General features: G+C 75.4%; 27 protein-coding genes, 1 tRNA gene and 1 riboswitch. Of the genes, 9 read left to right on the plus strand and 19 right to left on the minus strand.

Annotation, left to right across the window (positions count from 1 at the left end; genetic code table 11):
* Positions 1 to 47: 47 nt before the first annotated feature.
* Complete coding sequence (locus MT994_RS13470) at positions 48 to 464, minus strand: VOC family protein (protein WP_354806663.1); 417 nt, start codon at positions 462 to 464, stop codon at positions 48 to 50.
* A gap of 135 nt (positions 465 to 599) precedes the next feature.
* Here MT994_RS13470 and MT994_RS13475 point away from each other — a divergent pair, with 135 nt between their 5' ends.
* Positions 600 to 1757 carry a WYL domain-containing protein gene (locus tag MT994_RS13475; protein WP_354806664.1) on the plus strand — a complete coding sequence of 386 codons (1158 nt, stop codon included), beginning with the start codon at positions 600 to 602 and terminating at the stop codon, positions 1755 to 1757.
* Positions 1758 to 1760: 3 nt separating this feature from the next.
* Here the strand turns inward: MT994_RS13475 and MT994_RS13480 are convergent, their stop codons facing one another.
* Entirely contained in the window at positions 1761 to 2570 is an 810-nt protein-coding gene (locus MT994_RS13480) for an SDR family oxidoreductase (RefSeq protein ID WP_354806666.1), read from the minus strand.
* A gap of 195 nt (positions 2571 to 2765) precedes the next feature.
* Between MT994_RS13480 and MT994_RS13485 the strand changes: the two genes are divergently transcribed.
* Positions 2766 to 3959: an FAD-dependent oxidoreductase gene (locus MT994_RS13485; protein ID WP_076404825.1), complete on the plus strand. Its 1194-nt coding sequence runs from the start codon at positions 2766 to 2768 to the stop codon at positions 3957 to 3959.
* Here the strand turns inward: MT994_RS13485 and MT994_RS13490 are convergent.
* A complete protein-coding gene (locus MT994_RS13490) occupies positions 3923 to 4528 on the minus strand; it encodes a DUF4334 domain-containing protein (RefSeq protein ID WP_354806667.1) in 606 nt (201 codons plus the stop codon). The two genes, MT994_RS13485 and MT994_RS13490, sit on opposite strands and share 37 nt — an antisense overlap.
* 103 nt (positions 4529 to 4631) lie before the next feature.
* Between MT994_RS13490 and MT994_RS13495 the strand changes: the two genes are divergently transcribed.
* Positions 4632 to 5009, plus strand: a complete 378-nt coding sequence (locus tag MT994_RS13495; RefSeq protein ID WP_354806669.1) for a hypothetical protein — start codon at positions 4632 to 4634, stop codon at positions 5007 to 5009.
* 19 nt (positions 5010 to 5028) lie between these two features.
* On the opposite strand, the gene MT994_RS13500 is transcribed toward MT994_RS13495, so the two are convergent.
* Positions 5029 to 6288, minus strand: coding sequence for an AI-2E family transporter (locus tag MT994_RS13500; RefSeq protein ID WP_354806670.1), 1260 nt, complete (start codon positions 6286 to 6288; stop codon positions 5029 to 5031).
* Between the two features lie 97 nt (positions 6289 to 6385).
* Here MT994_RS13500 and MT994_RS13505 point away from each other — a divergent pair, with 97 nt between their 5' ends.
* On the plus strand, positions 6386 to 6766 hold the full coding sequence (locus tag MT994_RS13505) for a VOC family protein (RefSeq protein ID WP_114553458.1): 381 nt from the start codon (positions 6386 to 6388) through the stop codon (positions 6764 to 6766).
* Positions 6767 to 6770: 4 nt separating this feature from the next.
* Here MT994_RS13505 and MT994_RS13510 read toward each other — a convergent pair whose 3' ends face one another.
* On the minus strand, positions 6771 to 7637 hold the full coding sequence (locus MT994_RS13510; protein ID WP_354806672.1) for a helix-turn-helix transcriptional regulator: 867 nt from the start codon (positions 7635 to 7637) through the stop codon (positions 6771 to 6773).
* A 100-nt stretch (positions 7638 to 7737) separates the two neighbouring features.
* Here MT994_RS13510 and MT994_RS13515 point away from each other — a divergent pair, with 100 nt between their 5' ends.
* Positions 7738 to 8502, plus strand: a complete 765-nt coding sequence (locus MT994_RS13515; protein WP_354806673.1) for an SDR family NAD(P)-dependent oxidoreductase — start codon at positions 7738 to 7740, stop codon at positions 8500 to 8502.
* Between the two features lie 93 nt (positions 8503 to 8595).
* Here the strand turns inward: MT994_RS13515 and MT994_RS13520 are convergent, their stop codons facing one another.
* From MT994_RS13520 to MT994_RS13575, 12 genes are all read right to left on the minus strand, one after another.
* Complete coding sequence (locus tag MT994_RS13520; protein WP_354806675.1) at positions 8596 to 8961, minus strand: nuclear transport factor 2 family protein; 366 nt, start codon at positions 8959 to 8961, stop codon at positions 8596 to 8598.
* 77 nt (positions 8962 to 9038) lie between these two features.
* The gene (locus MT994_RS13525) at positions 9039 to 9791 is read right to left on the minus strand and encodes an SCO1664 family protein (protein ID WP_354806704.1); all 753 of its coding nucleotides are present in this window, start codon (positions 9789 to 9791) and stop codon (positions 9039 to 9041) included.
* Positions 9792 to 9913: 122 nt separating this feature from the next.
* On the minus strand, positions 9914 to 10462 hold the full coding sequence (locus MT994_RS13530) for a DUF3090 domain-containing protein (RefSeq protein WP_354806676.1): 549 nt from the start codon (positions 10460 to 10462) through the stop codon (positions 9914 to 9916).
* Between the two features lie 64 nt (positions 10463 to 10526).
* Complete coding sequence (locus tag MT994_RS13535; protein ID WP_354806677.1) at positions 10527 to 11231, minus strand: histidine phosphatase family protein; 705 nt, start codon at positions 11229 to 11231, stop codon at positions 10527 to 10529.
* 25 nt (positions 11232 to 11256) lie between these two features.
* The gene (locus MT994_RS13540) at positions 11257 to 11700 is read right to left on the minus strand and encodes a hypothetical protein (protein WP_228485344.1); all 444 of its coding nucleotides are present in this window, start codon (positions 11698 to 11700) and stop codon (positions 11257 to 11259) included.
* Between the two features lie 199 nt (positions 11701 to 11899).
* On the minus strand, positions 11900 to 12694 hold the full coding sequence (locus tag MT994_RS13545; RefSeq protein WP_076404815.1) for a C40 family peptidase: 795 nt from the start codon (positions 12692 to 12694) through the stop codon (positions 11900 to 11902).
* Positions 12694 to 12882: riboswitch (cyclic di-AMP (ydaO/yuaA leader) on the minus strand. (Overlaps the previous gene by 1 nt.)
* A 47-nt stretch (positions 12883 to 12929) precedes the next feature.
* A complete protein-coding gene (locus MT994_RS13550; RefSeq protein WP_354806679.1) occupies positions 12930 to 13871 on the minus strand; it encodes a F510_1955 family glycosylhydrolase in 942 nt (313 codons plus the stop codon).
* An 82-nt stretch (positions 13872 to 13953) separates the two neighbouring features.
* A complete protein-coding gene (locus tag MT994_RS13555) occupies positions 13954 to 14583 on the minus strand; it encodes a DUF305 domain-containing protein (RefSeq protein ID WP_168945592.1) in 630 nt (209 codons plus the stop codon).
* A 93-nt stretch (positions 14584 to 14676) separates the two neighbouring features.
* Complete coding sequence (locus MT994_RS13560; protein ID WP_354806681.1) at positions 14677 to 15090, minus strand: hypothetical protein; 414 nt, start codon at positions 15088 to 15090, stop codon at positions 14677 to 14679.
* 96 nt (positions 15091 to 15186) lie between these two features.
* Positions 15187 to 15260 (minus strand) — tRNA-Pro (locus tag MT994_RS13565).
* A 57-nt stretch (positions 15261 to 15317) separates the two neighbouring features.
* Positions 15318 to 16670 carry an MFS transporter gene (locus MT994_RS13570; protein ID WP_354806682.1) on the minus strand — a complete coding sequence of 451 codons (1353 nt, stop codon included), beginning with the start codon at positions 16668 to 16670 and terminating at the stop codon, positions 15318 to 15320.
* Positions 16667 to 17311 carry a GntR family transcriptional regulator gene (locus MT994_RS13575; RefSeq protein ID WP_043658987.1) on the minus strand — a complete coding sequence of 215 codons (645 nt, stop codon included), beginning with the start codon at positions 17309 to 17311 and terminating at the stop codon, positions 16667 to 16669. The genes MT994_RS13570 and MT994_RS13575 overlap by 4 nt, the downstream gene beginning before the upstream one ends.
* Before the next feature lie 151 nt (positions 17312 to 17462).
* Here MT994_RS13575 and MT994_RS13580 point away from each other — a divergent pair, with 151 nt between their 5' ends.
* Positions 17463 to 18683: a Fic family protein gene (locus MT994_RS13580; protein WP_354806684.1), complete on the plus strand. Its 1221-nt coding sequence runs from the start codon at positions 17463 to 17465 to the stop codon at positions 18681 to 18683.
* Positions 18684 to 18712: 29 nt separating this feature from the next.
* On the opposite strand, the gene MT994_RS13585 is transcribed toward MT994_RS13580, so the two are convergent.
* Together MT994_RS13585 and MT994_RS13590 are read right to left on the minus strand one after the other, a co-directional pair.
* A complete protein-coding gene (locus MT994_RS13585) occupies positions 18713 to 19297 on the minus strand; it encodes a putative immunity protein (RefSeq protein WP_354806686.1) in 585 nt (194 codons plus the stop codon).
* A 124-nt stretch (positions 19298 to 19421) separates the two neighbouring features.
* Positions 19422 to 20258, minus strand: coding sequence for an alpha/beta fold hydrolase (locus MT994_RS13590; RefSeq protein WP_021483134.1), 837 nt, complete (start codon positions 20256 to 20258; stop codon positions 19422 to 19424).
* 196 nt (positions 20259 to 20454) lie between these two features.
* Here MT994_RS13590 and MT994_RS13595 point away from each other — a divergent pair, with 196 nt between their 5' ends.
* The 3 genes from MT994_RS13595 (at position 20455) to MT994_RS13605 (ending at position 24819) form a co-directional block, all read left to right on the plus strand.
* Positions 20455 to 21972 carry an MFS transporter gene (locus MT994_RS13595; protein ID WP_354806705.1) on the plus strand — a complete coding sequence of 506 codons (1518 nt, stop codon included), beginning with the start codon at positions 20455 to 20457 and terminating at the stop codon, positions 21970 to 21972.
* 172 nt (positions 21973 to 22144) lie between these two features.
* A complete protein-coding gene (locus tag MT994_RS13600) occupies positions 22145 to 22894 on the plus strand; it encodes a cohesin domain-containing protein (protein WP_354806688.1) in 750 nt (249 codons plus the stop codon).
* 68 nt (positions 22895 to 22962) lie between these two features.
* Positions 22963 to 24819, plus strand: coding sequence for an amidase family protein (locus tag MT994_RS13605; RefSeq protein WP_241005766.1), 1857 nt, complete (start codon positions 22963 to 22965; stop codon positions 24817 to 24819).
* Positions 24820 to 24865 lie beyond the last annotated feature (46 nt).

The raw sequence follows: 24865 nt of genomic DNA on the forward strand, positions 1-24865 counted from the left end.
GGGAGGGATCCGGTCGCCGATCCCGTGCTCGCCGGTCGACGTCCCGGTCAGCGGGGCGCTGCGACGTCCAGCACCCAGGTCACGCCGAAGCGGTCGGTGAGCATGCCGTACGCGGGCGCCCAGTCGGACGACGCCAGCGGCGCGACGACGGTCGAGCCGTCGACGAGCGCGTCCCAGTAGCCGCGGACCTCCTCGACGTCCTCGCCGCGCACGGACACGAAGAACGGCGCCTCGCCCGGGCTCCACGGCCGGTCGGCAGGGACGTCGTAGGCCATGACGCGGAACCCGCTCGGCGCGCTGACCTGGCCCCAGACGACGAGGTCGGCGGTCGCCGGGTCGGCCGTCTGGGCGAGGTCGCCGTACGTCGTGACGACGAGCTCGCCACCGAACACGGACCGGTAGAGCACGAGCGCGGCACGGGCGTCGCCGCGGAAGTTGAGGTGCGGGGTGGTCTGGACGGACATGGGCTCTCCTCGGGAGGCTCGTGACCCGCGACGGTCGCCGGGGGCCGTGCGCCGGGCCGTCGGCCCGTGCGCACCCCACGACTCTCGCGCTCCATCAGGACGGATCATGTCCGCATTCTGCGGGAGCATGGAGCCATGACCGAGACCTCGCGCCGCACCCTCCTGCTGCTCGCGCTGCTCCAGGCACGCCCGGAGCGCACAGGCCCCGAGCTCGCCGCGCGCCTCGGCGTCGACGCCCGCACGGTGCGGCGCGACGTCGACCGGCTGCGCGAGCTCGGCTACCACGTCGTCGCGACGCGGGGACGCGTGGGCGGCTACCGCCTCGACGCGGGCGCCGAGCTCCCGCCGCTCCTGTTCGACGACGAGCAGGTCGTCGCCCTCACGGTCGCGCTGCGCACGATCACCGCGAGCGGCGTCGGCGACGACCTCGCAGAGGCCGCCGTCCGCGCGCTCACGACCGTGCGGCAGGTGCTGCCCGCCCGGCTGCGGCACCGCGTCGACGCGGTCGACGTCACGACCGTCGCTCCGACACCTGGGCGCCCGGCCGTCCGGGTCGACCTCGACGTCCTGCTCGCCGTGAGCGCGGCGGCCCGTCGCCGGGAGGTGCTGCGCTTCGACTACGCGACCGTGGCGCTCGACGCGAACCCGGACGCGAGCCCCGACGCGGCATCCAGGACGGCGCGGCCCGACGACCCGCGCACCGGCGTCCGGCCGCCGCGCCGTGCCGAGGTGCACCACGTCGTCGCGCACGACGGGCGCTGGTACGCCGTGGCGTGGGACCTCGACCGCGACGACTGGCGCACCTTTCGGCTCGACCGGATGACGCCGCGCACTCCGACAGGACCACGGTTCGCTGCGCGCGAGGTGCCCGGCGGCGACGTCGGCGCGTTCGTCGCGGCGCGCTTCACGGGCGCCGTCGCGGGCCCCGTGCCGCCCGCCGGCAGCACGACGGCAGGCAGCACGGCGACGGGAAGCACAGCGCACCGGGCCTCGGGCACGGCGGCGACGTCCAGCAGCCCGGGGGCCTGGGAGGCACCGGCCACGCGGTGGCCGTGCGAGGGCTGGGTCGAGCTCGCCGCCCCGGCGCGCGTGGTCGCACCGTTCGTCGAGGACGGCGCGGTCGAGGCCGCGGGCCCGGAGCGCTGCCGGGTCCGGCTCGGGTCGTGGTCGTGGGTGGCGCTCGCTGCGCGTGTCGCGGCCTTCGACGCCGACCTGCTCGCCGCGGGCCCGGCCGAGCTCGTCGCCGCGTGCGACGCCATCGCCCGGCGCCTCGGCGCGGTCGCCGCGTCGTGACGGTCAGTCGGGCACCGCGCCACCGGTGAGGTTGACGATCGTCCCCGTCATCGCTGCGGCGCGGTCGGACGCGAGGAAGGCGGCGGCCTCGGCCACCTCCTGGACCGTCGGGAGCCGCCCCCGCAGCGTCCCCGCGGCGAGGGGGCCGTCGTCGAGCAGCTCCTGGACGGTCCGCCCGGCCGCGGCCGCGGCGGGCACGAACAGCTCGCGCGTGTACGAGCCGTGGGCCGGCCCGTCGAGGACGGCGTGGGGCCGCAGCCCGACGACCCGCACCCCGGCCGGGGCGAGCTCCGCCGCGAGGAGCCGGGTCAGCGTCTCCTTGCCCGCGGCGCTCACGCCGTGCCCGAGGATGCCTGGCACGACGAGCCGCGCGCCCGGCTCGGACAGCGTGAGGAGCACTCCGGGCCGGTCGCGCGCGAGGTAGGGCGCCACCGCCCGGCTCGTGAGGAACAGGCCGCGCAGGAACCCCTCGACCGGGCGCCAGAACTCCTCGAACGAGAGGTCCCCGAGCAGGGTGCCCTGGTCGTGGGGGACGCTCACCGCGTCGAGCACGACGTCGATCCCGCCCGCGGCCGCGGCGACGGCCGCGGCGTGGGCCTCGACCGCGCGCTCGTCGAGCACGTCCAGTCGAGCCGTCTCGGCGCGGCCGCGCGCCGCGGCGATGTCGCGCGCGACCGCGTCGAGACGGTCGTGCGTGCGGCCCGCGAGGAAGACCCGAGCCCCCTCCCGCGCGAAGGTCCGGGCCACGGCCCCGCCGATCGCGCCTCCGCCGCCGTAGACCACGGCGACCCTGTCCTGCAGCAGTCCGGTCATGTCGCCCTCCCGGTGCGTCCCGTCGAACGGGTCTCGGTCCCGCCGGCGCTTCCCGCGGCCGGCGCTCGTGATGCAACCTCAGAGTTGCACGCTATCCAGGCCAGTGCAACCCCCCGGTTGCATCCGGTTGGCAGGGCGTGCGGGCGGCCCCCGCCGTAGCGTGGAGCGACCCGCCCCCGGCAGATCGGACCCGCCATGAACGCACCGGCACGCCACGACGTGCTCGTCCTCGGCGGCGGCAACGCCGGGCTCTCGCTCGCCGGGCGCCTGCGCCGCGACGGCTGCCCCGACGTCGCCGTCGTCGACCCGCGGACCACGCACCAGTACCGGCCGCTGCTCTCCTACGTCGCGTCGGGCATGGCGACCCTCGACGACCTCACCCGGCCGCAGGAGGACGTGGTGCCCGACGGCGTGCGCCTCTACCCCGACCGCGTCGTCGGCGTCGACCCCGAGCGCTCGCTCGTGCACCTCGCGGGCGGGCGCGCCCTCGGCTACGGGGACCTCGCGGTGTGCCCCGGGTCGGAGGTCGACTGGGACGCGGTGCCCGGCGCCGAGCAGGCGATGGGCACGCCGTTCGCCGCGACGAGCTACCTGCCCGACCTCGCGCCGAAGACGTGGGAGCTGCTGTCGTCCCTCACCTCCGGCACGGTGGTGTTCGCGATCTCGGCACGGCACGTGCCGTGCTTCCCCGTCGGCCTCAAGCCGCTGTTCGTCGCCGCCGACCACTGGCGCCGCACCGGCGTGCTCGACGCGATCCAGGTCGAGCTCGCGGTCGAGTCGCCGCGCCTCGTCGACGACCCGCGCGCGGAGCCCGCGCTGCGCGCCGCCGCCCGGCGCTACGGCGTGCGGGTGCGTACCGCGACGTCGCTCGTGTCCGTCGACGCGACCCACCGCACGGCCCGGCTCCGCGGGCCGCACGGGACCGACGAGATCTCCTACGACGCGCTCTACGTCGCACCGCCGCACCGCGCTCCGGCGTGGGTCGCCGCGAGCGGGCTCGCGTCCTCGGAGAGCGACGGCTTCGTCGCGGTCGACCCCGGGACCCTCCAGCACGTCGCGCACCCGCGCGTCTGGGGGCTCGGCGACGCCGCGGCGGTCGACGCGATGCCGTCGGGCGGCGCCCTGCGCCGGCAGGTGCCCGTCGTGGCGCGCAACATCCAGGCCCGACGGCGCGGCACCCCGATGCAGCGCTACGACGGCTACTCGGTCGCGCCCGTCACGACGTCGCGCGACCGCCTGCTCCTCGCCGAGTTCGACCGGGACCGGCGGCCCGACCCGGGGTTCGGCGTCGTCGACCTCGCGCGCCCGCGCCGCAGCCTGCTGCTGTTCGACCGCTACCTGCAGCCCACGATCTACTGGCGGCGGCTGCTCCAGGGCAAGGTGTCCTGACCTGCGGCACGCCGCAGCACGAAGAAGAACGGGCGGCCCATGCCGCGCGCCTCCATGCACCCGACGAGCGTGTCGTCGTCGACGGTGCGCAGCGCGTCCTCGACCGGGAGCGCGTCGTAGGTCATCGCCGCGGTCACCACGCCCCGGTGCACGACGGCGCGCACCCGCGCCCGGGGCGACCGCGTCCGGGTAAGCGGCAGCAACGCCCGCACGACCCGGGCGACCGGCGGTCGGCGCAGCGCCGGGGCCGCCCGCAGCACGAGCGATAGCGGCACGAACGCGGGGTTGACGTCCACCAGGCCGCCGCCCGCGCCGTCGAACAGGAGGGGGTGCGCGTCGCCGCCGCGCTCGAACCGCTTGCCCGCCCAGCCCAGCGCCTCGAGCGCGCCGTCGAGCACGTGCCCCGTCGGCAGCCCGGACCCCCACCAGAACCCCGGGAGCGACTCGCCGTCGACGGGCGCGAGCGTGTCGAAGAACGCGAGCGCCCCGGCCGTCGTCGTGCCGCGCGCAAGGTCGTCGAGCGTGCCGGACGGCGCGCGCTCCTGCTGCGGGGCGTCGGGGTCGGCCATGCGTCGCTCCTCGGTCGTCCGGGCGGGACCGTCGTCCCGATCCTCGCGCGCGGCGCGGGACGACGCCCGTCGTGCCGCCCCCCGCGGTGACACACTGGTCCCCGTGCAGCACGGCGACATCGAGACCGACCAGGACGCCGCGGCGCACGCGCTCGCCCGGAGCGTCGCGACGCTCCGCCGCGCGGCCGACCACGCGGACCGCTGGTGGTACCTCGCGAGCGGGCGCGAGCTCGACGGGCGGGCCTACGCGTGGGCGTGCGTGCCGCTCGCGGGCGAGGTGGTCGCCGTGCGACAGGTCGTGGGGCTGGAGGACGGGACCTGGCGCCGGTACGCGTACGACGAGGTCGTCGAGGACGACGCGGGGTTCCTCACGGACCAGCCGTTCGGCGACGACGACCTCGCCGGGACCGGCGACGTCCACCCCATCGACACGACGGAGTTCACCGCCCTCTGGGCGCGCGCGGGGACCGCCAGGGCGTGAGCCCGGCCGGCGCCCGCCGTCAGGACGACGACGCCGGCGCGCCGTCCACGGTCTCGTGCCGCTTCTGGCGCGCGAACCGCGCGGGGAGGTCGGGGCCGTCCCAGACCTGGATCGCGCGCCAGATCGACGCCGCGATGGGCACGGCGAGCACGGCGCCGGTGAGGCCCGCGAGCACGGTGCCCGCGGTGAGGGCGACGAGGATCACGAGCGGGTGCAGGCGCAGCGTGCGGCCCATGACGACGGGCTGGAGCAGGTCGCCCTCGAGCTGGTTCACCGCGATGACGATCGCGACGACGATGAGCGCCTCGACCGGCCCGACGGCGACGAGCGCGACGAGCGCGCACAGGACGCCCGCGAGCGTGGCCCCCACGAGCGGGATGAACGCGAGCAGGAACACGAGCACGGACAGCGGGAGGACGAGCGGCACCCCGACGATCGCGAGGCCGATGCCGATCGCGACGGCGTCGACCGCGGCGACGATCGCCGTCCCGCGCACGTAGCCGCCGAGCGTGCGGACCGTCGTCTCGCCGATGCGCTGTCCGCGCGCGTACCGGGCGCCCTCGAACGGACGCAGCAGGAACTCCCAGATCGCCGGGCCGTCCTTGAGGAAGAAGAACAGCACGACGATCATCACGAAGAACCCGGCGACGAAGTCGACCGTCTGGGAGGCGCCCGCGAGCGCCCCGGCGCCGACCGCGTCGGACTGGAGCAGACCGACGAGCGAGTCGCGCACCGACGCGATCTGCTCCTCCGTGATATCGAACGGCAGGTTCTGCACGTAGGTCTGGAGCTCGTCGAAGCCCTCGACGGCCTGGTCGCGCAGCTCCGGCCACTGCTTGACGACCGCCGCCGCGACGAGCCACACCACCACGCCGAGCACGACGACGAGCGCGAGCAGCGCGACGACCGTCGCGAGGAACGACGGCACGCCCTTGCGCCGGAGCAGCCCGACGAGCGGCGAGATCGCCGCGGCGAGCACGAGCGCGATGAGGACCGGGATGACGATGAGCGTCAGCCGCGTCACCGCGAACACCGCGACGGCGACGAGCGCGACCAGGGCGAGCACCTGCACCGAGCGCGTGCCCGCGCGACCGAGGCCGTCCGACCAGAGCGCGGACGCTCCCGCCGGGCGCGCGGGCTCGACGGCGTCGGCCCGGTCCGCAGCGGTGTCGGTCTCCCCGGCAGGGGCACGCTCCGCGACGGCGACGCGCTCCGCGGCGGGAGCCTCCTCGGTGCGCTCGTCCGCCCGCTTGCCCGACCGCCGTCTGCCCAGACCCATCCCGCTCCCTCTCTCGCCGCACGTGTGACGGCCAGGGTGCCACGACCGGGCGTCACCCGCCGGGTGCCGGGACCGGGCGCCCCGTAGGCTGCGAGGCATGGCGTCCCGCATCAGCGAGCTGGTCCTCGACTGCACCGACCCCGAGCTGCTCGCCCGGTTCTGGTGCGACGTCCTCGGCTACGTCGAGCTCGACCGCGAGGAGGACGGGTCGATCGAGATCGGCCCGCCCGACGTCGGGTTCGGCGGCCCGCAGCCGACCCTCATCCTCAGCCCGAGCACCGACCCGCGCTCCGGCAAGCTCCCGCTGCACCTCGACGTCAACCCCACCGACCGCGACCAGGACGCCGAGCTCGAGCGGCTCCTCGCCCTCGGCGCGCGGCCCGCCGACGTCGGCCAGACGGGCGACGAGCCGTGGCACGTCCTCGCCGACCCCGAGGGGAACGTGTTCTGCCTGCTGCGCCGGCGCCTCGACCCCTGAGGCGTCAGGAGGGCTGCGGGCCGGACGACGGCACCGCGAGGTCCTGCGTGCCCACGACCCCGAGCAGGCGGATCCTGTCCGCCGCCTCCGTGCCCGGCGCCGCCGTGAGCACGAGGAGCACCTGGAGCTGGTCCTCCGTGGTGAGCGCCTGGCAGTCCACCTCGATCTCCCCGACCACCGGGTGCACGAGCGTCTTGTGGTCCACGAACCGGCGCGCCACCTCCTGCCGGTCCCACAGCGCGACGAACTCCGGGCTCGTGCGCGACAGCACCCGCACCAGCTCGCCCGCGCGCGACGACGCGCCCAGCACCGCCACGGCCGAGCGCAGGCTCGCGACGAGCGCGCGGCCCTGCCGGTCCCGGTCGTCCGCCGGGTAGATCGCCCGCGCCGTCGCCGGGTGGGCGAACCACCGGTAGATCTCGCTGCGGTCCCACCCCGAGTACGCCGACGCGTCGCCGTAGAGCGCGCGCGCCAGGTCGTTCTGCGCCAGCGTCTGCGCGAGCGGGTCGAGGATCAGCGCCGGGGTGTCGTCCAGGCGGTCGAGCACGCGTTGCAGCGCGGGAGCCACGTGCCCGGGATCGGTCGCCCGGTCGGGCACCCCGTGGCCGGCGACCCGGTAGAGATAGTCGCGCTCGTCGTCGGACAGGCGCAGGGCCCGCGCGATCGACGCGAGCATCTGCGTGCTCGGCTGCGGCCCGCGCTGCTGCTCGAGACGCGTGTAGTAGTCCGTCGACATGAGCGCGAGCTGCGCCACCTCCTCGCGGCGCAGGCCCGGTGCCCGACGGCGCAGCCCGGGCGGGAGCCCCACGTCGCCCGGCTGCAGCGCCTCCCGGCGACGGCGGAGGAAGTCGGCGAGCGCGGCGCGGTCCATGCGCCCATCGTCCGGGGTGCGCGGCGCCCGTGCCAGGGATCGCCGGTCCCCCGTCCACCGAACTCTGCCGCGCCGCGCGCACGGCGCCCAGGATCGAGGCATGGACATCACGAGCAGCACCGTCTTCATCCCCGGCGCGACGAGCGGCATCGGGCTGGCGCTCGCGGTCGCGCTGCACGAGCAGGGCAGCACCGTCGTCGTCGGCGGGCGCCGCACCGAGCTCCTGGAGCGGATCGCCGTCGAGCACCCCGGCCTCGACACCGTGCGCATCGACACCACCGACCCCGAGAGCATCGCCACGGCCGCGAAGGAGGTCCTCGACCGCCACCCCGACCTCGACACGCTCGTCACCATGGCCGGCATCATGCGCACCGAGGACTGGCACCACCCCGAGGGCTTCCTCGACACCGCGGAGCAGATCGTCACGACCAACGTGCTCGGCCCGATCCGGCTCGTCGGCGCGTTCGTCGAGCACCTGCAGACCCGGCCGCGCGCGACGATCGTCACCGTGTCGTCCGGGCTGGCGTTCGCTCCGCTCGCGGCCACGCCGACGTACGACGCGTCGAAGGCCGCGATCCACATGCTCAGCGAGGCGCTGCGGCTCCAGCTCGCCGACACGAGCGTCGACGTCGTCGAGCTCGTCCCGCCGTCGGTGGCGACGGATCTCATGCCGGGTCAGCGCGAGAGCGCGATCGCCATGCCGCTCGACGAGTTCGTCGCCGAGGTCGTCGACCTGCTGCGCGCGCAGCCCGCGGCGCACGAGATCCTCGTCGAGCGCGTGAAGTTCCTCCGGTTCGGCGAGGCGCGCGGCGACTACGACGACGTCGTGCGGACCCTCAACGCGTCCGACCCGCACGGCCGCTGAGCCGGCCGGGCCGCCGGGCCGGTGCAGCCGCCGCGGTCCGAGCGGGCTCGGCGCGAGCGGCTCGGTCAGGCGGGCCCGGCCGGGCGAGCCCGGTCAGACGGGCTCCGGGGCCGGGGCGAGGGTCGCGGCCAGGACCTGCCACGCGCCGTCCGCGCGCACCCACAGGCGCGTGTAGACCAGCCGCGCGGACAGCGCGGTCCCGTCCTGGACCGCGTCCACGGCGGCGACGAGCCGGGTCGTCCCGCTCGGGCCGTCCTCCTGGACGACGAGCGACTCCTCCTCGAGCCGCGTGATCCGCAGCGCGCCCGAGCGGTGGCTCGCGAGGTCGTCCTCCTTGGAGAAGACCGACCCGTCCGGACCGGCGCCGACGCACCGCGGGTGCAGCAGCGCGTCGAGCGCGGCGGCGTCGCCCGCGCGCTGGGCTGCCTGGAGAGCGTGCTCGGCGGCAAGAAGGCTCATCGCGCGAGTCTACGCACGGGGTCGGGACCGGCGGACGTCGGGCGCGGCGCCGTCGACGGGTCAGCCGCGGCGACGCGTCAGAACAGCGGCCACGGGACGGCGGGCATGTCGCCCTCCGGTGCGGGGAACCGTGCCGTGCGCAGCAGCCGGTCGCAGCGCTCCGCGAGGGCGGCCACCTCGTCGGGCGCGAGGAGACCGCGCAGGCGGTGGGCGAGGTCGCCGTCGAGGCCCGCGCGCACGCGCTCGACGCCCGCGAGCTCGTCGTCGGCGAGGGGCTCGCCGAGCCAGCCCCAGAGCACGGTGCGGAGCTTGGGCTCGACGTGGAAGGTGACGCCGTGGTCGACGCCGAGGCGCCGCCCGTCCGCCAGCGGCAGCACGTGTCCGCCCTTGCGGTCGGCGTTGTTGACGACGGCGTCGAGCACCGCCATGCGCCGCAGCGCCGGCGAGTCCTCGTGCACGACGCTCACCGGGCGGTCGTCCTCGTCGACGCCCTCCAGCACCGTCCGCACGCCGTCACGCGGCACCTCGTCGGTGGGCACGACGTCGACCGGCGACTGCGCCGCGTCGACGTCCTGCCAGAGCTGCACCATGCCCGGGCCGAGCGGCCCGTCGCGCAGCCACGTGCGCGGCACGACTCCCCCGCCGAACACCTCCGAGACGAGGTACGCGGCGACCTCGCGACCCGCGAGCGTGCCGTCCGGGAAGTCCCACAGCGGCTTCTCGCCCGCGACCGGCTTGTACACGACCGAGACGTCGCCCAGCCGGGCGAGGAACGTCGCGTTCGACGCAACGCGGATCCGCCCGACGACGTCGAGCGGCGCCTCGGTCAGGGCGGCGTCGAGCGGGGTGTCGGCGGGGTCGAGACCGGATGGCGGGATCGCAGGGCCGAGGCCGGGCGGCGGGCCGGCGGGGTCGACGTCGGACGGCGCGGCGGCGTCGTCGCGCGGGGTCGTCACGCCTCGCCGGGCAGCGCGCACTCGTGCCCGTCGGGGTCGACCGGCCGGCCGCACAGCGGGCACGGGGGGCGGCCCGCGCTCACGACGGCGCGCGTGCGCTGCGCGAACGCGCGGGCCGTCCCCACGGGCATCTTGACGAGGAGCGACTCGGCGGGCTCCGGCTCGTCCGCCTCGGGGTCGAGGTCGTCGTCGTCCACGAGCGGGAACGCCTCGACGATGACCTGCGCCGTGCGCGGGTCCCAGGTGAGGCGCATCGCGCCCGTGCGGAACTCCTCCTCGACCGGGAGGTCCAGCGGGTCGTCGTCGACGAGCTCGGCCGGGACGTCGGCGGGGACGCTGTACCGGTTGTCGGGCTCCTCCATGAGCTCGTCCAGCAGGCGCTGGATCGTGTCCGCCAGGACGGCGGACTGCTCCTTCTCGAGCACGACGCTCGTCGTCCGCGTGCCTTCGCGCGCCTGCAGGTAGAACGTGCGGGAGCCGGGCGACCCGACGGTCCCCACGACGACGCGGTCCGGCCAGTCGTACTCGTGGACGAGAGTGGGCATGACCTCACTCTACGAGCGCACGGCCCGTCCGCACGGGACGGCCACGGGTCGGACGCCTGCCCGGCTACCGCGCGGCGTCGGCCTGGCCCGGCCCGGCGCCGCCGCCTACCGGCGCGTCGCCGGCGGGCGCCGCGCTGCGCAGCCAGGAGAGGTCGCCCGCGTCGGTGTTCACCGCCACGACCTCCGGGCGGTGCGGCCCGTACCGGACCACGGAGATCGACGCCGGGCCGACGACGATGCGCTGGAAGAGGTCCAGGTGCACCCCCAGCGCGTCGGCGAGCACGGACTTGATGACGTCGCCGTGCGAGACCGCCGCCCACACCGCGTCCGCACCGTGACGGGCGGCGACCTCCGCGTCGTGGCGCCGGACCGCCTCGACGCCCCGGGCCTGCATCGCGGCCAACGACTCGCCGCCCGGGAAGACGGCCGCCGACGGCTGCGCCTGCACGACCGACCACAGCGGCTCCTGGGCGAGGTCCTTCAGCGCACGACCCTGCCACTGCCCGTAGTCGCACTCGGTGATCCCGTGCTCGGTGACCGTCTCCAGGTCGTCCGCCTGGTGGTCGAGCACGGCTTTCGCGGTCTGCCGGCACCGCTCCAGCGGGCTGGTGACGACCCGCGCGAGCGGCACGCCCGCGACACGCTCGGCCGCTCGGGCCGCCTGGTCGCGCCCGACGGCGTCCAGCGCGACGCCGTCGGCCCGCCCGGCGAGGATGCCGCTCGCGTTCGCGGTGGTGCGGCCATGACGGACGAGCAGGACGGTCGGCATGCCCCGAGCGTAGGTGACGGGGCCCTCACCCCGCGGCAGCGACGTCCGGGGGCGGTGGTACCTCGGCCTGGGTCGAGATCACTCGCGGCGCCAGCTGGTCGGGCAGGGGCGCGAGGCCCGGCCCGCCCGCGCGGATCCAGGAGTGCAGGGCGGCGGTGAGCTCGTCGCCCGCCAGCTGCTCGAACCAGGCGGGGCCGGCGGCGCGCGCGGCGGGCACCGGCCGCACCACGACGACGTCCCCGCGCTCGCACGCGTCGAGGCAGTCCACGACCGTCAGGCGCGCGTCCCCGCTCTCGGCGATCCGGCGCAGACGCTCGAGCTGCCCGCCCGGACGGGTGTCGGTCGCGGCCAGCGTCTCCCCCGCGCACAGCCCGCACGCCGTGATGCCGGGCACCGTGCGCCCTGGGCGGGGACGACGTCCCCGCTCGTCAGTGGGGGTCGTCTCGTCGGTCGAGGTGGTCGCCGTCACGCGTCGATGCCCTGGTGCCGCACCTGGCGGCGGGCCTGGTGGCGGACCGCCGTCGGCCCGTGCTCGCCGCGATGTCCCCGGGACGCCATGCCTGTCCTTCTTCCTGTCGTGCCGACGGGACCGGCGCCCGCAAGCGATACCCCGCAAGGGTATATCGGTCGAGGGAGGGCCCCACCCTCCGGGTGGGGCCCTCCTGCGGTCAGCCCACCCGGATGAAGGTGGGGTTGGACTGCCAGATCTCCCCGTACCGGACGGTCTTGCCCGGCGACGGAGCCTCGATCTGCTGGTTGTCCCCGACGTAGATGCCGATGTGCCCCGGGCTCCAGATCAGGTCACCGGGTTGCGCCTGGTCTCGGGAGATCACCGTCCCCGCGTACCGCTGCTGGGACGAAGTCCGGGGCAGGTCGATGCCGACCTGGGCGTAGACGTAGGACGTGAAGCCGGAGCAGTCGAACCCGTCCGGGGTCGTCCCGCCCCACAGGTACGGCACGCCGAGGTAGCGCGCCGCGATGCTGACCACGGCCGAGCCCGCCGCCGACGACGGCACCGCGACGGGAGCCGAGGCCTCCTCCGTGGCACCTTGCTCCGCCGAGGTGCTCGTCCGTTCCTCGCTCCGGGACGGACGCTCCTGACGCTCCGGCTCCGGCTCGGGTTCCGGCTCCGGTTCCGGGGCGGGAGTGACGGTCACCGGTGCCTGCTCGATCGCGAACGACGCGTCGGCGGAGACGGTCACCGCCGGTGCGGCGCTGAGCGCCTGGCGGGCCTGCTCGGTCAGCGCGCTGAGGTCGACCCCGGACACGGCCTGCGGCTCCGTGCTCGGCGCGGCGCTGGCAGGCGCCGCGAACCCCGAGACCAGCAGCCCCGACCCGGCGGCCAGGAGGACGCCCTTGCGGGCGGCGTTCGCCGTCCCCTCCTGCGCCGTGCGGGCTATCGAGGTCAGCGGCGTGATCGGTCGGTGGGACGCACGGTGGCGTCCCGCGTTTCTTGCGTTCATGGTGGTCTCCTTCGTGCCTACGGGGTGAGCTGTCGGGTTCGGGTCGGAGAGTGACCCGGCCGGACCGGTGGTTGCGGCCCGGCTTCACCCCGAGAGCACCGCGGTGCTCGCCTGAGTGGTTCCCCCGCCCCTGTCGTGGTGGTCGATGGTGTGCTCCCGGAGCTGACGGGGCTCGGCACCCTCCGGGATCCCTCGCGGACCGTTCCGCGAGGAGCATGAGGCTGCGGGCGACGTCTCACCCGCGGTCGGCGCCGAGCGCCGCGTCCCAGCTCGCACCGAGGTCGCGGCTGGTGAACAGGCCGGTCTCCGTGGCGACGAGGATCCACGGCTGGTTGCCGGGGCTGTCGTCGGGCACGTAGGTCATGGCCTGCACGCCCTCGGGCGCGGTGCCGTGGCTGTCCCAGCTCTCGGTGCCGGGCGTGCCGGTCCAGACGACGCCCCGGGCGTCGATCCCGATCAGCGCTCCGCCCCGCTCGTCGTCGACGAGCACGAGGGCGGGCGCCGCCCGGTCGGGGGCGAAGCTCCGGCCGGCGTCGCGGCTGAGCTGCAGGCCGGTGGGCGTGGTCGCGACGACCGTGTCCGGGTCCGCATCCAGGAGGTGCAGGTCCCGGGCCTCCACGGTCGCGCCCCGCGACCACGTCTCGCCCGAGTCGTCGCTGACGAGCACGGTGGAGGTCCCCGAGTCCAGCCCGACGACGCGGACGGTGCCGTCGCCGGTGCTCGCGGTGCTCAGGGCGTGGAAGTCGACCTCCCCGGTGAGGGAGACGGGATCCCACGTCGCGGCGCCGTCGGTGCTGCGGATCAGCCCGAGGTTGGGCTTCTCGAGCTCCGGCTGCTCCCCGGGCGCAGGGTGGCCCGAGGCGTACACGGTGCCGTCGACGGCGAGGGTCATGCCCATCGTGTCCTGGCGGCCCGTGCCGACCCGCTCGACCGGCCCGGGGTCGTCCTGGAACGGGTCGCCTAGGGTCCAGACCCCGGTGTGGGTGGCGATGAGGAGGGAGTGGTCGTCGCGCACGACCTGGACGTCGTGCACGTGCCCGAAGTCGGGCAGGTCCTGGGACGCGAGCGTCGTCGCGTCGGGTGTCGGTGGTGGAGTCGGGGTGCAGGCGGCCAGCAGCAGCACGGATCCCGCTGCGGCCCACCCGGTCACCCGCCTCGTGAGGGCAGGGTTGAGCACGGTGTGGGGTCCTTCGGCCTGGGCCCGCGGGGCGCGCGCACGTCAGACGCGTGCGACAGCGCGCACGCCCCGCGGGGCGGGATCAGCTCGAGGCGAGCAGGTCTTCCATGGTGGAGATCTCGGCCTGCTGGGTCTCGACGATCTCCTGCGCCATCGCGACCGCGTCCGCGTTCTCGCCCTCGTCGACCTGGGTCTGCGCCATCTCGACGGCACCCTCGTGGTGGACGATCATCTGCTCGAGGAACAGCTGCCCCGCCTCCGCGCCCTGTGCGGCGTCCAGGGCCTGCATGTCCTCCTCGCTCATCATCCCGTCCATGGACCCGTGGCCCATCGCCTCGTGGTCCATGGCGCCGGACTCCTCCATCGGGGAGCCCCACTCCTCGAGCCACGTGGTCAGCTGCTCGATCTCCGGACCCTGGGCGTCCTTGATCTGGTTCGCCAGGTCCGTGACCTCAGGGTCGACGCCCTCCTTGGCCAGGATGACGTCGGACATCTCGATCGCCTGCTCGTGGTGCGGGATCATCATCTGGGCGAACATCACGTCCTGGTCGTTGAACGTGCCGCCCTCCGCCGTGCCGTCCTGCTCCTCGGCCCCGGTCGTGGCGGACGACGGCGCCGCCCCGCTCCCGGGCTCGTCGTCGGTCGAGCACGCCGCCAGGCTCGCGACGGTCACCAGCGCGATCGCCGGCACCAGCACACTCTTGAACTTCATGGGAAAGACCTCTCGTCTCGGTACTCAGGAACCACACGCGCCCCGGTGCGGGGCGTATCGGTCGACGCAGGGCGCGTCGACGGCGTGCGGCTCCTACGTCCGAGAGATGCCGAGAAGGTGCAGCGACGGCGCGAGGCCGACGAAGGGCTGAGCGCGCCCCGGTTCGACGAGGCGGGACCAGACGGGGGTGAGGCGTGCGAGGAGGCCGCGCCCGGGGCGCACGAGGGCGAGCAGCACGACCAGCACCATGAGGCACATGGCCGACGCCATCTCGTGCCCGCCGCAGTCGAGGCAGCCACCCTGCTCGTGGTGCCCGGGGCCGTCGTCGGCCGCCGGAGCGGCCGCAGGATGGATCGTCTCGGCGATGACCGCCGCAGGCCCGACGTGAGCCGTCGACGACCCGCTCATCGCGTGCATCGTCACGATGCCGAGAAGCAGCGCAGCGATCAGCAGGGCACCCGAAAGCCCTCGCCGGCGCCCGGCGAGCAGCGAACGGAGTGCGGCCATGAGGTGCATGTCGCGGCCACCCTAGCAAGCGGCCATCGGGTCCGGTCACGGCACGACGAGAAGAGGGACCGGCAGGTGCCGGTCCCTCTTCGTGTGTCGGGCTGACAGGATTTGAACCTGCGACCCCTTGACCCCCAGTCAAGTGCGCTACCAAGCTGCGCCACAGCCCGTGGCTGGATCACCGAGCCAGATCCGACCGGATCGGACCCCGTGAAGCCTCGGATACTCTACCCCATCCGTGACGCCTCCAGCGCACCGTTTGCCCCGGTCGGGGCTGTGCGGTCGGTCTCGCCGGAGGTCGCCGCGGCGTCCTGCTCCCCCGTCGGCAGGTGCGCGCGCCACGCGGTCGCGACGATCACCAGGCAGACCGCGGCGATGACCAGGCCGCCGAGGAACATCTGCGCGTACGTCCACCGCACGGACAGCGCCGCGAGCGCCACGGGCACGCAGAACCCGATGTAGGTGAGCGAGTAGTAGACGGCCGTCAGGCCGGCGAGGTCGTCGGGCGTCGCGATGCGCTGGACCTCGCTGAGCCCGGCGACGAGCGCGAGCCCGTAGCCGGCCCCGAGGACCATGGCGGCGACGAGCGCCGTCGGGAGGTCGAGCCGCGCCGAGGCGTAGGCGCCGAAGCCCATGCCGACGACGACGATGGACATCGCCACGACGGACGCCCGCGCGCTGTGCCGGGTGTCGATGAGGCGGCCGAGCACCTGGATGCCGACCCCGCAGCCGAGGCCGAGCACGGTCATGAGCCCGGAGAACGCGATGGGCGCGCTGCCCGCGCTGGCGGACACGAGGCCGGGCAGCACGGCGTAGGCGCTGCCGGCGCACCCGAACACCCAGGGCGCCACGGGCACGACGACGCGCAGGAACCGCCGGTGCGCGACCGCCGGCACGCGCAGGTCGTCGCGCAGCCGGCCCCGGGTCCCGCCGTCGGGCACGACGCGCGTCTCCGGGACGCCGAGCAGCCAGACGCCGGTCGCGACGGCGAGCGCCGCGTGCAGCAGGTAGGCGGTGTGCGTGGGCCAGGGCGCCCACTGGGCGAGCACCGCGGCGACGCCGGCGCCGACGAGGAAGCCCAGCGTGAGGGCGAGGCCCGCGCGGCGGGCGCCGGAGCCGCCGTCGGGCACGCCGGACGCGCGGGCGGCCGCATCGCTGAGCTCCTTGACCCAGGTGGTGCCGACGGCCATGACGAGGCCCAGCGCGACGCCGCACAGGACGCGGCCCGTCGCGAGCAGCGCGGCGGACGACTCCCCCGCCGCGAGCACGAGCGACCCCGCCAGCGCGATCGGCGCGGCGGGCAGGAGCAGCGGGCGGCGCCCGTACCGGTCGGAGAGCGGTCCGCCGAGCAGGAGCGCGGGGACGATCCCGAGCACATACGCGGCGAGCAGCGCGTCGACGGTCACCGCGGAGAAGTGCCCGACCTCGCGGTACATGACGAGCAGGGGCGTGAACTCGTTGCCGCCCCACGCGACGGCGAACATCACCGCCGCGACGGCGAGCCACGCCCGCGGTCCGACGGCGGCGCTCGCCCCCGGCGCGGAGGCCTCGCTCGTGGGGTCCGAGGCAGCCGCGCTCACAGGCCGGCCCTCGCGTCCTCGAGGTGGCGCTGGACGCGGCGCTTGTAGGTGCGGGTGTCGCGCACCTCGAGCGCGTCGACGAGCGCGCGGTGCCCGGCGACGAACGTCGTCGCACGGCCCGGGTCCCACCGGACGCTGTGCGCGACCATCCGCTGCTGGCGCTCGCGCAGGCTCACGAAGAACGTGGTGAGCAGCGCGTTGCCCCCGGCCGCGACGATCTCCTGGTGGAACCGCGCGTCGAGGGTCGCGTACTCGGCGACGTCCCCGTCGGCGACGGCGGCCTCCTGGGCGGTGACGAGGTCGCGCAGGAGCGCGACGAGGCTGGCGAGCTCGGTGTCGGGCAGGCGGACGACGGACTGGGCGGCGTGCGTCTCGACGAGCAGGCGCGCGTCGAGGACGTCGTCGGCCTCGCCGGGCGCGACCGGCACGACGAGCGCGCCGCGCTTCGGGTAGAGCCGGAGCAGTCCCTCGGCCTCCAGGCGCAGGAACGCCTCCCGGACCGGCGTGCGGCTCACGCCGAGCTGTTCGGCGATCTCGCCCTCGCTCGTCATGGACCCGCCGGGCAGGCTCCCGTCGAGGACGAGGGTCTTCACGTGCCGGTACGCCTGCTCCGTGGCAGAAGCGCTGGTGGTGCGTGGCATAGATACATGATGCATCTATCGTGCGCACGACATCGACCGCAACCGCTCTCCGGGGCCGTGCGGTTCGACACACCGAGCGTGGAACCCTCAAGTGATAGTTGACGCCGCCCGTTACTTACAGTTTCGCCGAAACTGTAAGTAAGGTGGCGTCATGGAAGCAGTTCAGGCGCTCGCCGTCCCAGCGGTGGCTCACGTGAGCCACTACTGGACAGCAGAGAACGACGGCCTCTCGACGCGCGCGCAGGCGGCGGCTGGCTCGGGGCCCTACGAGTCCACCATCCCGACCGCCATCGCGGACTACTCCCCCATCCTGACGCCGCAGCAGTCCGCCGATGCCGAGGAAGCAGCCGCCGCTCTCGCACGCTTCGACTCGTACGCCAGCGCGACGCTCGGGCCGGACAACCCCACCCTGGGTCCGATGTCCTCGATCCTGCTGCGCACCGAGTCCGCTTCCTCGTCGCAGATCGAGAACCTCACGGTCGGCGCCAAGCAGCTCGCGCTCGCCGAGATCGACCAGACGACGAGCACCAACGCACGCACCGTCGTCGCGAACGTCCGGGCCATGCAAGCCGCCATCGACCTCGCCGACCGGCTCGACGAGGCCTCGATCCTCACGATGCACCGCGAGCTCCTCGCCGGGCAGCCCGGATGGGAGGAGCACGCGGGGCGCTACCGAGGCACTCTGGTCTGGGTCGGCTCGTCGAGCATCAGCCCGAGAGGCGCGACCCACGTCGGGCCCCAGCCCGAGCTCGTCCCTGGAGCGATGGCGGACCTGATGGCCTTCGTCCGCCGGGAGGACCTTCCCGTCCTCGTCCAGACCGCCGTCGCGCACGCGCAGCTCGAGACGATCCACCCGTTCACGGACGGCAACGGTCGCACCGGCCGGGCCCTCGTGCACGCCATGCTGCGCTCGAAGGGCCTCACACGGAACACCATCGCCCCGGTCTCCGCGGGCCTCCTCATCGACACCGAGGCCTACTTCGACGCGCTCACCGCGTTCCGCGCCGGTGACGCCTGGCCGATCGTCGAGCAGCTCTCCCGCGCGAGCCGGTTCGCCGCGACGGCCGGAGCGCGGCTCGTCGACGACCTCGCACGACAGGTCGCCACAGCGCGGGAACAGCTTTCCGGGCTGCGGCCCCAGGCCTCCGCCTGGAGCGTCGTGCCGCACCTCGTGGCCCATCCGGTGATCAACGCGGCGTTCCTCCGCGACCACCTCGGGTTCAGTGACGTCACCGCCCAGCGAGCGCTGAGCCAGCTCGCCGATGCGGGTGTCCTCCGCGAGCGCAGCGGCCTCCGTCGCAACCGGGTCTGGCAGCACGAGGGGATCCTCGCCGTCCTCGACCTGTTCGCCCAGCGGATCCGGCGCAGCTGACGACGCCTGGAGGTCCCGGCGGGTGCCGACTACGTCAGCTCGTCCGTCCCGAGGCCCTCCGACGGCCCCGTGCCGTCCCGCAGCGCCGCGTCGAGCCGTCGGACCAGCTCGCCGACGCGACCGCCGCCGCCCGGCGCGGGCGGGTAGCGACGCAGCACGGCGACGACCTCGGGCGTCGCGAGCGCCCGCGCGGTGTCGAGCCACCTGCTCTCGACGCTCTCGTCGGACCCGTCCCCGCCCGCGGCGAGCGCGGCGGCGTGCGCCGCGTGGGCGGCGGAGCCGAGGACGTGCTTGACCTGGTGGGCGTCGGCGATCGGGTGCAGGTACGCGGCGCCGGCCGCCGCCATCGCGGCCCGGGCGGCCTCGGCGGCGGCGGGGTCGCCCGCCTCCTTCGCCGCGCGCAGGGCCGCCCAGGCGGTGTCGCGCAGCGCCTTGCCGCGCGCGCCGCCGTCGGCGAACGCGCGGGCCGCCTCGACCGCCTCGCGGGGGCGGGCGTCGTCGGGCCGGACCGCCTCGACGAGCTCCAGCGCCGGCTCCGCGCACCGGGCCGCGTACCCCGTGACCGCCCGCAGGTCCTCGATGCTCAGCTCGACCGCAGCCGCCGTCGTCGTCACCGCTCGCTCCTCGCTCTCGCGCGCTCCCGTCCGTGCCAGGACGCGGAACGCCCTGCGAGCACCGTACCGAGCCGTGCGCCGTCACGTCTCGACCCACGACCCGGCCCGCGGCGCACACGACGGCTCACACGACCGGCCCGGCGCCCCGCGCGACCTGGAGCACCCGCGCGACGCCGGGCTCGTCGGGGTCGTCGGTGATGTCGCGCCCGTCGAGCCAGCAGCCGACAACGTGCGCGAGCTCGCCGGGGTGGCTGAAGTTCATGGCGTGCGGAGCGCCTTCGATCGCCGCGACGGTCACGTGCGGGGGCGCGAGCGCCCCGACCTCCCGCACCCGCCACGGCGGCGGCATGAGCGGGTCGCGCGTACCGAGGACGGCGAGCGTCGGCACGGGGACGCGCAGCACGCGTTCGAGCGAGGGGAACCGGGCGAGCTCGGCGAAGAGCTGGAGCGCGTTGACCGGCCCGAACCGCACGTAGTCGGGCACGGCGACGCGCGCCATGCGCGGGCTCTCGCGCACGGCGTCGCGCGCGAGCTGGGTGAGGGCGCGCCCGAACGGCTGGTTGTGCACGCCCCCGGCGGGCGAGGCGAGCACGACGCCGGCGACCCGGTCGGGGGCGGCGTGCGCGACCTCGAGGCTGACGGGCCCGCCCATGGAGTTGCCCAGCAGGACGACCCGGTCGAGCCCGAGGGCGTCGAGCGTCGACAGGAGCGCCCACGCGAGGGCGGGGATGCCGAGCGGGTGGCCCCACTCCTCGCTGCGCCCGTACCCGGGCAGGTCCGGCACGACGGCGGTCGCGCGGTGGGCGAGACGCTCGGCCGTCGGGAGGAGGTACGTGCCGGAGATGGCGAAGCCGTGCACGTGCACGATCGGCACGGCGCCCGCGACCTCGGGGCCGGAGCGCACGAAGACCTCGCGGCCCTCGACGGTGACGTGGCGCGACGTCCACCCCTGAGCGGCCATACCGCGATCCTCCCAGCGCACCGCGCCGACCTCGGCGGCGTGGGCGGCGGAGCACCCGCGACGGGTGAGGCGCCGGGACGACCCGGGCGGCGAGCATGGACGCCGGACGGGGGTCGACGTGGAGCAGAGCACGGGTCGCACCGCGGGTCGGCCGACGGCGGCCGACCGGCGCCTCGCGCTGCTCCTGGCCGCCGCGATGTTCGTGCTCGTGGTCGACACGTCGTTCATGAACGTGTCGATCTCCGCCGTCGTGCGCGACCTGGGCACGACCGTGAGCGGCGTCCAGACCGCGATCGCGCTCGAGGCGCTCGTGTCGGCGTCGTTCATCCTCGTGGGCAGCAAGGTCGGCGACCTCGTGGGCCGGCGGCGCGCGTACGTCGTCGGGCTGCTCGCGTACGGGGCGGGCGCGGTGGCGATGACGCTCGCGCAGAGCCTCGTGGCGGTCGTGGTCTTCTGGTCGGTCATCGGCGGGCTCGGGGCCGCGCTGCTGCTGCCGGCGATGCAGTCGCTCGTGCACGGCAACTTCGAGGGCACCGCGCGCAAGGCGGCGTACGCGCTCGTGGGCGCGGCGGCGTCGATCGCGGCGGCGGTCGGGCCGCTGCTCGGCGGCGTCATCACGACGACGCTGTCGTGGCGCGTGGCGTTCGGGCTCGAGGCGGTGGTGATCGTCGTCGTCCTCGTGGGCGTGCGCCTCGTGCGCGACGTCCCGTACACGGGCGACCGCGCGGTGGACGACGTCGGGACGGTCCTGTCCGTCGTCGGCATGGGCGGGGTCGTGCTGGGCGTGCTCGTGTGGCAGGAGGGCGGCGAGGCGGTCGGGGCGCTCGTCCTCGTCGGTGCGCTGGGCCTGGTGGGCCTCGCGTGGTGGCTCGTGCGGCGGGCGCGGGCCGGGCGGACGACGCTCGTCGACCCCGGGCTGTTCCGCTCGCCCGCGTTCCGGATCGGGGTGTCGCAGCAGCTCCTGCAGCAGGTCGCGCTGGGCGGCGCGATGATCGCGCTGCCGATCTTCCTGCAGATGGCGCTCGGGTACGACGCGCTGCTCGCGGGCCTCTCGCTCGCCCCGCTGTCGCTGACGATGTTCGCCGCCGCGCTCGTCGCGGGCAAGCGCCCGGGCCGACGGCGGCCGGCCTCCCGCGTGCTCGCGGGCTTCCTCCTGCTCGTCGTGGGCGTGGTGGCGCTCGTCGCGGTGGTGCCGAGGGCGTCGTCGGGCTGGTGGCTCGCGCTGCCGCTCGTCGTGGCGGGCGCCGGGCTGGGGCTCCTGGTCTCCCAGCTCAACGCGTACACGCTCTCCCCTGTGCCGGAGGAGCGCGCGAGCGAGGCCGCGGGCGTGAGCTCGGCCGCGGGGTCGTTCGGCCTCTCGCTCGGCCTCGCCGTCGCGGGCGCGGTCATGCTGGCGTCGCTCGCGGCGGGGTTCACGGCGCGGGCGGAGGCGAGCGACGTGCTGCCCCCGGACGACAAGGAGCAGGTCGCCCGGGTGCTCGAGGACGACGCCGAGATCATGAGCGACGCCCAGCTCGTCGAGCTCCTCGCCGACGAGCCGCCCGCGGTGCGGGCCGAGGTCGTGGCCATCAACGACGACGTGCGGGCTCGGGCGCTGCAGGTCGCGCTCCTCGTGCCGCTCGTCGCGGGGCTTCTCGGCGTCGTCGCCGCGCTGCGCATGCGCCGCCTGCCGGACCCCGAGGTGCGCGAGGGCGAGCCGCCGGTCCTCGGCTGACCCGCGTCGTCGGGATCGTGACCGGACCGAGACCCTGTTCGTTGCTCGTGCTAACCGTCGCGAAACGCCCGGGAAACAGCGACTTGTGAGCATCGCTGACGGCAGGGGGCCCCACCACACGACCGCCGGTCGCGCCGTAGCTCCGCGCGCCCGGAGGAAGGACCGCTCGCCCATGACCCGTCCCGTCCCCCGCAGACGGCTCCGCGTCCGCGCCGCCCTCGTCGGCGGTCTCGCGTGCGCCGCGGCGGCCCTCGCCGCCCCCGCGCACGCCGCACCGTCCGTCGCCCAGGTCTCCCTCTCGGCGCCCGCGTCGGTCGAGGTCGGCGCGGAGATCACCGTCACGGTCGCCGCGTCCGGTGCCGTCGACCTCTACGCCTACGACCTCGCCGTCGCCTACGACCCCGACCTCGTCGAGCTCGTGGACGACTCCGTCGTGACCCCGGACGGCGGGTTCGCCGACGCGACCGACGACGCGGCCGGGACGGTCGTCGTCACGCACACGCGGCTCGGCACCTCGCCCGGCCTCGAGGGCGACGTCACCCTCGCGACCCTGACGTTCACCGCCGTGTCCGACGGCGCGGCGGCCTTCGCCGTCCCGACCACCACGCTCGTGGGCGCCGACGCCGGGACGGCGACGCTCACCGACGCCGCGAGCGCCACGACGACCGTCACCGCGGCCGACGTCCCGCCCACGGCGGAGCCGACGGACGGGACCACCACGCCGCCCGTCGACGACGGCGGCACCACACCCCCCGGGGACGACGGCGCGTCCGACTCGTCGTCGTCCCCGTCCGGGTCGGCCTCGGGCGGTGCGCTCGCGTCGACCGGGGCGAGCGTCGCGTGGTTCGTCGGCACCGCGCTCCTCGCGGTCGCCGTCGGCACGGGCATCCTGCTCGCGCGGCGCCGGGCGGCCACGCGATGACCGGCCCGCTGCCCCGCCCCGACCTCTCGCCCGCGCACCGCGCGCCCGTCCCCTCGAAGGAGCCGTCCGTGACCACGACCCACCGGCGCGCCGCCACCGGCGGGCTCGCCGCCCTGACGATCGGCGGCCTCGTCCTCGGCGTCACGACGGCGCCCGCCGCGACCGGTGCGCCCAGCGCCGAGCCCGCGCCGCTCCTCGCCCCCTACTGGACCGCGCTCGACCTCACGGGCGACCGCCAGGTCACGACGGACGACCTCGCGGTCGTCGCCGCGGCCCTCGGCGCGACGTCGGCCGACGCGGTGTGGGACGACGTCGCGCCCGCCGACACGGACGGGGACGGCACGATCACCGTGACCGACCTCGCCGCCGTCTCGCAGCGCATCGTGTACGACGACGGCCCGTTCGAGCTCGTCGAGGCGTCCGTGCTCGACATGCAGGCCGCGATGAACGCGGGCACCACGACGTCGGTCGCGATCACCCAGGAGTATCTCGACCGGATCGCGGCGTACGACACGACGCTCGTCGACACGGGCGCGGGCGGGCGGCCGCTGCACTCGATCATCAGCACGAGCGACGTCGCGCTGGAGGCCGCCGCGCGCGCCGACGCGGTCCGCGCGACGGACGGCATGACGAGCCTGCTGCTCGGCGTGCCCGTCGCGGTGAAGGACAACTACGACACGAAGGACATGCCCACCACGGGCGGCTGCGGCTGCTGGGACGACAACCGGACGACGACCGACGCGACGATGGTCGAGGGCCTGCGCGCCGACGGCGCGGTGATCCTCGCGAAGGCCAGCCTGGACGAGTTCGCGTTCGGGTTCGCGTCGGAGTTCTCGTCCTTCCAGGACGCCGGGACGAGCACGCTCGTCGCGAGCCCGTACGTCACGAGCCGCACCGCCGGCGGGTCCAGCGGCGGCACGGGGGCGGCCGTCGCGGCGAACCTCGCCGGGCTCGGCCTCGGCACGGACACGGGCGGGTCGATCCGCGTCCCGTCGTCGTACAACCAGCTCGTCGGCGTGCGCCCGACGGTCGGCCTCGCGAGCCGCGACGGCATCATCCCGCTCGCGCTGAGCCAGGACACGGGCGGGCCGATGGCGCGCACCGTCCTCGACGCGGCCGTCGCGCTCGACGCCGTCGCCGGGGTCGACGCCGCCGACCCGGTGACGTCGCGCCAGGAGGGCGAGGTCCCGGCGTCGTACACGCAGTACCTGGACGAGGGGGCGCTCGACGGCGCCCGCATCGGTTACGTGCCGTCGATGCTCGGCAGCAACGCGGCGACGCTCCGCCTGTGGGCGCAGACCCGCGCGACGCTCGAGTCGCTCGGCGCGACCGTCGTCGAGGTCACGCCGCCCACCACGTGGTCGCCGGTCCTGCCCAACGGCTTCGCGAGCGTCCTCTCCGAGGGGTCGGGCTCGACGAACGAGTTCAAGCACGACCTCGACGCGTACGTCGCGACCCACCTCGCGCCGCAGGTGGAGGCCCGCACGCTCCAGGGGATCGTGGACTCGGGCCGCTACGTGCCGTCCCGCCGCAGCACGTACGTCTCGCGCGACGCGGTGACCGAGGAGACGTACCAGGCGTGGGCGGGCCCCGAGGGGTCGCACACCAAGGTGCTCGCCGAGGGCAAGGTGCTCGTCACCGCGATGCTCGACGACGCCGACCTCGACGCGCTGGTCTACCCGAGCGCCAACCCGTACGGGACGATCGGCACCAACCTGCGGCTCAGCCCGAACACCGGGCTGCCCGCCGTGACGGTCCCGGTCGGCCAGGCGGTCGCGACGGACGGCACCGTCACCGGCGGCGGCGTCAACCTCGAGCTGCTCGGCCGCGACTTCGACGAGGGCCCGCTGCTCGGCCTCGCGTACGCGCTCGAGCAGGCCACGCAGGCCCGCACCTCCCCCGCGCTGTACGGCCCGCTCGGCTGAGCGGCCCACCACCAGCGCCGACGGCGGCCGTCCCCTCCCGGGGGCG

This window comes from Cellulosimicrobium sp. MI9406 (genome assembly GCF_040595865.1).
Lineage (GTDB): Bacteria > Actinomycetota > Actinomycetes > Actinomycetales > Cellulomonadaceae > Cellulosimicrobium > Cellulosimicrobium funkei.